General features: G+C 35.0%; 4 protein-coding genes and 1 CRISPR repeat array. Of the genes, 1 reads left to right on the top strand and 3 read right to left on the bottom strand.

The genetic code is table 11. The features are described from left to right. Window positions 1-638: 638 nt before the first annotated feature. A CRISPR array of direct repeats spans window positions 639-972; the repeat unit is 29 nt; unit sequence CTGTTCCCTATGCACATAGGGATAAACCG. 449 nt (window positions 973-1,421) lie between these two features. Then, a complete protein-coding gene (locus tag ACYIAM_RS11080) occupies window positions 1,422-2,882 on the top strand; it encodes a catalase (RefSeq protein WP_483748300.1) in 1,461 nt (486 codons plus the stop codon). Window positions 2,883-3,454: 572 nt separating this feature from the next. Here ACYIAM_RS11080 and ACYIAM_RS11075 read toward each other — a convergent pair. The 3 genes from ACYIAM_RS11075 to ACYIAM_RS11065 form a co-directional block, all read right to left on the bottom strand. Further along, on the bottom strand, window positions 3,455-4,783 hold the full coding sequence (locus ACYIAM_RS11075; protein ID WP_483748299.1) for an HlyD family type I secretion periplasmic adaptor subunit: 1,329 nt from the start codon (window positions 4,781-4,783) through the stop codon (window positions 3,455-3,457). Next, complete coding sequence (locus ACYIAM_RS11070) at window positions 4,783-6,891, bottom strand: type I secretion system permease/ATPase (RefSeq protein ID WP_483748298.1); 2,109 nt, start codon at window positions 6,889-6,891, stop codon at window positions 4,783-4,785. Before ACYIAM_RS11070 ends, ACYIAM_RS11075 begins: the two co-directional genes overlap by 1 nt. A gap of 116 nt (window positions 6,892-7,007) precedes the next feature. Next, window positions 7,008-7,836, bottom strand: an 829-nt coding sequence (locus ACYIAM_RS11065) for a calcium-binding protein (protein WP_483748297.1), incomplete at its 5' end; no start/stop codon positions are given.

The raw sequence follows: 7,836 nt of genomic DNA, 5'->3' as shown, positions 1-7,836 counted from the left end.
TTATTCCTAAAATTCATACCGTTTATTTTTATTATGCTATTGGTTTATCGCGATATCATTGTTTTTATGCTGACTATTTTCAATATAAGCGATAATGCAAACAGAGTATAAACGATTTTAACGCAAAGTTTAACTTTTTTAATCAATATCTTTGTTTAATATGAATAATTTTAGTTAGTTAAAACGGTAAGTGATAGCGGCTTAACGCCTTTGTTGAACAAGGGATTTAAGCAATCTTATTTTTTATCAAAAATAATTTATTAAATGCTTGCATTTAAAAACACCTTTATTGAACAAGCAATGTAAGCAACTTTATTCTTTCTCAATAAAATTTATTAAATCATTAAATTTAAAATAATTTCACGCTGAAACGGTATAGAATCCTGAATATTTTTAACAAAAATTGTTTTTTTTAATAAAGAAATACCTTGTTGTATCACTAACTATGCTATAACTATAAGAAATTTAAAGATTAATTGGTAGAATAAAAAAATCGTAATATTCTCTATCTTATTTTTAATATTAATTTAATAAAAACAATGTGTTATAAAATGATTGTTATTTTAAGAATAATTAAAAAAGTTGGTAGAAATTTAAACTAAAATATTTTAATTATAAAACAAAATGTTATAATTGGTCTGTTCCCTATGCACATAGGGATAAACCGCGTAAAAAACCGAAATAATGCATCTTGGAGCGCTGTTCCCTATGCACATAGGGATAAACCGCTACAGTACATTGTTTCGCCTTGTACTGTGTACTGTTCCCTATGCACATAGGGATAAACCGCTAAACGCTAGTAAAAAGAAAGGTTCAGGTACCTGTTCCCTATGCACATAGGGATAAACCGTGACATTTTTAGAAATGGTGAACTAATTTTTACTGTTCCCTATGCACATAGGGATAAACCGTTAAAAGATGACGTCTGGTATATGCGTTGATACTGTTCCCTATGCACATAGGGATAAACCGTCATTAAACCTATTTGTTTTGAAGTAAAAAGAGCGATAAGCGCTTTGACTAAGGTGTGATATACCGAGTATTTAAAGATGCACAAGAAAAAGATTAAACGATTTTGTGTAAAATTTTCAATAATATTTAGATAACTATTTAAAACATGCAGTATAAACAGTTCGACGTTTCTAATAGATTATGTTAGTTGAACAGGTATGAAATAACTATTAAAGGTTTTATTGAAACAACTTAATGTTTTGCAAACCAATATTTATTAATCTTCAAATCAAAAATATTCTACTTGAAAAGTAAAATAGATTTTTTTAAAGTAGCTAAGATCATCTAAATATGATCTTTTTTATCACGCTCTACAAGTCCCAAACAAAGTCTCTGGGACACAATATTCAAAAAAAAATTGAGTATTTATCCCTCAAGGCTTTTTTAATATCATATAAAGGAGTGTTGCAATGTCAGAAAAAAAAGAACTAACCAATAATAACGGTGCCCCAATAGCCGATAATCAAAACTCTCGAACTGCCGGTCCCCAAGGTCCTGTGTTGATAGATGATTTTCAGCTTATCGAAAAACTTGCTCATTTCAACCGTGAAAATATCCCTGAACGACGAGTCCACGCCAAAGGTTCTGGCGCGCATGGTACCTTTACTGTCACCAATGATATCACCCAATATTCTTACGCTAGCCTATTTGCCAGTGTTGGTAAACAAACTCCAATTTTTGCTCGCTTTTCGTTAGTAGGAGGAGAGCGAGGCTCATCTGATACAGCACGGGATCCCCGTGGGTTTTCAGTCAAGTTTTATACCGACCAAGGCAATTGGGATATTGTAGGCAATAATACCCCGGTATTTTTTATTCGTGATCCTCTCAAATTTCCTGACTTTATTCATACGCAAAAGCGTGATCCCAAAACTAATTTAAAAGATCCACAAATGATGTGGGATTTTTGGTCTTTATCGCCAGAATCACTTCATCAAGTCACTATTTTATTTTCGGATCGTGGTATTCCTGATGGTTATCGTCATATGCACGGTTATGGTAGCCATACCTATAGCTTAATTAATAAAGATGGTATACGAACTTGGGTTAAATGGCATTTTCGAACCGAACAGGGGATCAAAAATATCCATCCTAAAAAAGCAACGGAAATAGATGGAACCAATCCAGATTCTGCACAAGAAGATCTGTTCAAAGCCATTGAGCGAGGAGACTATCCAAAATGGCGGCTTTATATACAAGTTATGACCGAAGAGCAAGCCAATAACCATCCTGAAAATCCGTTTGATGTCACTAAAGTTTGGTCACAAAAACAGTATCCATTAATTGAAGTTGGCGTGATGGAACTCAACCGTAATCCAGAAAACTATTTTGCGGAAGTTGAACAATCTGCCTTTGAACCAAGCAATGTGGTGCCTGGAACGGGTTTATCACCAGATAAGATGCTACAAGGCCGAATTTTTGCTTATGCCGATGCACACCGCTATCGTATTGGTACTAATTATCAACAATTGCCGATCAATGCTCCAAAATGCCCTGTGCATAATTATCAACGCGATGGCGCAATGCGTTTTTATACCCCTGATAATGCCCCTAACTATGAGCCTAATAGCGTCGATAGCGCACCAAAACAGCAACCACAATATGCCGAACCGCCAATGCATGTACCTACTGGGACAATGGATAGGCATGATCATCGTGTGGATGGGGATTATTACTCACAGCCACGCGCACTATTTAATTTAATGAATCCCGATCAAAAACAACTGCTTATTGATAATATCGTTGGCTCAATGAAAAACGTAAATCGAGACATTCAAATTAGACAGCTCAAACACTTCTACAAAGTGCATCCTGATTATGGATCTGGAATTGCCAAAGGGCTAGGGATTGATGTTGACCTAATAAAAAGCTAGTACTTAAAATAACAATGCCGGCAAATTTAGTCGGCATTTTAGATTGCTGGCTGTAACAACTTATTGTAACTATCTATTGTAATTACCTACTAAAAATACACATCAATAATGACAAAAAATTCACAAGAAAGCTTTCACCCGCAGGGATACTCAGTATTATTACCATAGATTGTAGTTAAATTAGCCTACCTTTATCAAAATGGCTATATTGAGCAATATAACTGCATACACTAAGCAAAATCACTTATTTTATTCATAAATCTCCATAATTTAAGATTGTTTTTTTATATCAATTTCATATATTTTTAAAAATTATGTATAAATATTATGTAACTGTAACTATCCCCTAAAATATTGAGCAATAACTCAAATTTTACAATAAAGAAAGAGCCCATTCAGGTAAGTATTGTTATGATAAAAAGCCTTAGCAAACTTGGTTAGAGGCAAAAGTGCTTGTAGTGGAAAAACAATTGGAGAATTTTTTATCCATCGGACATTCATTTTGCTAAAATGAATTCCGATGAATAGTTAGTGTCTGTTAGATTAAGTTTGAGCAGCTAAAGATTAATGTATTAACGTTGCTTACCAACGTCATCCAAAGCTTCCATCATTGGGCTTAATAAATAACTTAATACCGTTCTTTGTCCTGTTATTATTTCCGCAGAAATGGACATTCCGGGCTCTAAATTAACCGGTTGACCATCAATAATTAAGTGGTTTTTACTTAATTCAATGACGGCCTTATATACAAGCCCTAAGTCTTTGTCTTCAATAGCATCGGAAGAAATAGTTAATAATTTGCCTTCAATCCAACCATAACGCGTAAAATCAAATGTATCAACTTTTACCGTAACAAATTGATTTTTTCTTAAAAAACCGATATCTTGGTTACTCACCCAAACTTCTGCTATCAGTCTTTCATTTTCAGGAACAATCTTCAATAGCTCTTGAGGAGCCTCGACCGCAGCGCCTGCATCTCGATAAACTAACGATTCTACAATCCCTGCAATCGGCGCTTTTAATTCATACTGTGCGATAAGCGCCTCTAACTGTTTTTGTTGTACGGATAATATGTGATTTTCATTCAGTTTTTGTATTTTCTCTTGTTCAACTTCTTTAATTTTATCGGAAACACGAGACTTTACTTGTGTATCAATTTGAGCATAACTTGCTTGCATCTCTTTCACTTTCGCTTCTGCGGTGCTTACAGTAAATTTTGCTTCTAAATATTTTTTTTTAACCTCAAGTAAACTATCTTTACTTGTCATCTTTTTTTTATAGAGCAAATCCAATGCCCGATGTTGCTCTTCATAAATCGGTAATAGATTCTCAGCCATCTCTTTTTGAGCTTGATAATTTTCTATCTGAGCCGTTAAAATTTGTTGGTTTAACTTATAAACCTCTTTTTCGTTATAATCATCTTCAACTTCAGCTTGGAGCAGCATAGAAATTTGCTTGGCAAGTATTGGCGACTCTGTTTGTAACTCAGTAGATAGCGTCAATGGCGCAGGACGATTAAGATAGTGTTCGTATAGTAAAGCTAATCTTGCAATATGAAAGCGATTAATCTGTTGCTGTAATATATTCTCTTCTAGTTGTGCTGCTAATGATTTACTATTTAACTTAATTAAAGACTGTCCCTTTTCAACATGCTCGCCTTCTTTAACCAATACTGCAATAATTTCAGCCGTGACCGAAGTGTTAACAGGTCTTGATAGCTCGTTGACAACTAATTTTCCTCGAGTCGTGGCAACAATATCAACTTTACTTAACGAGGCCCAGCAAACGACAATCACAAATAACACAATAATGACCCATAACAGCAATCTACCAAGGGGCGATGGTGGTGTCTCTTGAACCTCTAATACAGCAGGCAAAAACTCGCGGTATCTTTGTTTCATCAACGGCTCCCACTCTGTAAATCGTAAAGTTTATGGTAGATCCCTTTTTTCTCTAATAACATTTGGTGAGATCCTTGTTCAACAATTTCACCTTTTTCCATCACAATAATACGATTAGCGTGTCTAACTGTTGATAGACGGTGAGCAATAATAAAAACCGTCTTATCATGACAAATTTTTGCCATATTATCTTGAATAATTTGCTCTGATTCATAATCAAGCGCGCTGGTTGCTTCATCAAAAATAAGCAATTTAGGATTTGTTATTAATGCTCGAGCAATACCGATTCGTTGCTTCTGTCCACCAGATAATTGCCCCCCATTCTCGCCAACTGGCGTGTCATATCCTAATGGAAATTCACTAATAAAATCATGGGCACCAGCCATTATTGCAGCATTAACTACAGCTTCAAGTGGAGCATCAGGAACCGCCAATGCAATATTGTCACGAATAGAGCCATTAAAAAGCTGCGTCTCTTGTAATACCACTCCGATTTGTTTACGTAACCATTGGGGATCAGTTTGTGCAATATCAATACCATCGATAAAAACTTGCCCCTCTATCGGGGTATAAAGCCGCTGTACCAGCCGAGTTAATGTACTTTTACCCGACCCCGAGCGTCCAACAATACCGATAACTTCACCAACATTAACCGATAAATTCACTTGTCGAATAACAGGCGTAGCATCTGGTCTATAAGCAAAAGAGATATTAGCAAAACGGACATGTCCCTTGATTTCCTTCAAAACACTGCTATTTTCTTGCTGCCGCTCCGCGGGAACATTTAATATATCACCCAATCGTTTTACTGAAATCGAAACCTGCTGAAAACTTTGCCATAACTGCACTAATCGCAATACAGGGGCTGTTGCTTGTCCTGCGAACATATTAAAAGCAACCAGTCCACCAACAGTCAACTTGCCTTCAATCACTAAATTAGCGCCATACCATAAAATAGCAACACTCGTTACTTTATTAACGAGTTGAGATATTTGCCCTGCAACATTCCCTAAATTTTGTGTTTTAAAACAGCTTGTCACAAAATAGGCAATTTGTTCATCCCAACGACGCGTCATATGATGTTCAACTGCCATTGCTTTAACTTGCTCAACACCAGAGATACTTTCAACTAAAAATGCTTGATTTTTTGCTCCTTGTTGAAACTGCTCATCAAGGCGTCTACGTAACACTGGGGTAATAAAAGCTGATAACAAAATGTAAGGAATCAATGAAACTAAAACAATTAATGTCAGTGGAATACTGTAAAATGCCATAATTACAAAAAAAACAATTGCAAAAAGAATATCTAAGCAAAGCGTCATTGCACTCCCTGTTAAGAATTCACGTACTGTTTTTAGCTCATAAACACGAGCAACGGTAATACCAACTTGACGGGATTTAAAGTAGCTTAAAGGTAATGAAAGTAAATGTTTATATAGTAACGAACTGAGCATTACATCAATACGTTGCGAGGTATGCGCCATTTGATAATTACGTAGCCCGCCTAAAATTACATCAAAAATCACAATGGTAAACATTCCGATAGCTAATACATCTAATGTTGTTAAGCTTTGATGAGCGAGTACTTTATCGACAACTACCTGAAAAAATAACGGTGTAACCAAGGCTAAAATTTGGATAAAAAATGAAGCTAATAAAATTTCACCAATTAGTTTTTTATAACGCATAAAAGCTTGAAAAAACCATTGGATATTAAACTCTCGATTAATAGATTCCCATGTGATTCGTTTGGTAAATAAAAATGCGCTAATTTTTTCTTGTACCTGTGGAACTATCACTTCTGGCTGTTTTTTATGGGGAGATTGAATTAACCATTGTCCATCTTTAACAGCTAATAAAACGACATAACCTTGCTGCTCTAAATGGACAATAATTGGGGTCGAAATTTTATTATTGAGATTTAGTTTATCAATATAGCGGCATTTTAACCCTGTTTTTTTGACAGCCCTAACAAACTGGAGTGAGATATCATGTTCATCATCAAGATAAAAATGTTCTTGTAATGATTTAATATTTACTGCTACTCCATAAAATTGAGCGATAATCGTAAATCCTAGCCATAAATCATTATACTTTTCTTTTTGCATCAATTTTTCCAAAATAATCCTTCACTATGCAGATCGATAAAACAAACTTAACTTCCAAATAAAAGACAGCTATTATCAGCTGTCTTTTGATAATTATAATAAAATCTAAAAATTGGTTAGACTTTGTTTGAAGGGGTAAAATGTGATAATGGATTAGCCAGCATTAACTCACCTGTTACCACATCACTACTATCATCACCTGATGCAACAAAAGCACTTACACTCTGCGTTATTAATGAAAAATTAGATATAGATGCATTTGATGAAAATACAGGTAGTGGTATACCATCGTTAATATGAGCATTAATATCACCTGCTAACCACGATGAACCATCCGCAAATTGGAAAATATCAATTTGGGAAGATAATTTAGTTTCCTGCCTAGTTGAGAACCAATTTTTAATCGTAATAGAATCGTCACCAATTTTTAATAAAAGATCTGTGCCCGATTTTTTAATATCAATCATTTTTGCTGATATCCCATCACCAAAACAAATCTTATCAACATCTGATTTTCTGTAATTCCAGAAACCATTGCTCTTTAACTCGCCTCGATTATCTATCGTGTCGTGACCGTCGCCTAAATTAAACAAGTAAGTATCGTTTCCTGCTCCGCCCGATAAAAAGTCGTTCCCTTTACCACCCGATAAGATATCATTGCCTTTATTCCCTAAAATGGTATCGTTACTATCCGTACCGAACATCTGTAAGCGGTTATTTAACACTTCATCCCACGTTAATTTTGTACCATCGGCAAATACAAACTCTTCAATAACGTTACTAGCATTAATTCTAGCGGTTGCAGAGGTTGCATTGTCAAAGATATTCTTAAGGGTGATGCTGCTGTTGCCACCAATTAATGTTACCTTTATATCAGCACCTTGGCGTGAAAATCTAATTTCACTCGGCTTAATACCATCAACAAATTCTAACTTATCGTTACCG

The organism is Gilliamella sp. X-60 (assembly GCF_057063585.1).
This window is presented reverse-complemented; position numbering and strand designations above follow the sequence as displayed.

What these genes read in the sequence shown, in the direction of transcription:
- ACYIAM_RS11080 (WP_483748300.1), top strand. Translation starts at nt 1,422, where the DNA reads ATGTCAGAAAAAAAAGAACTAACCAATAATAACGGTGCCCCAATAGCC.
- ACYIAM_RS11075 (WP_483748299.1), bottom strand. Translation starts at nt 4,783, where the DNA reads ATGAAACAAAGATACCGCGAGTTTTTGCCTGCTGTATTAGAGGTTCAA.
- ACYIAM_RS11070 (WP_483748298.1), bottom strand. Translation starts at nt 6,891, where the DNA reads ATGCAAAAAGAAAAGTATAATGATTTATGGCTAGGATTTACGATTATC.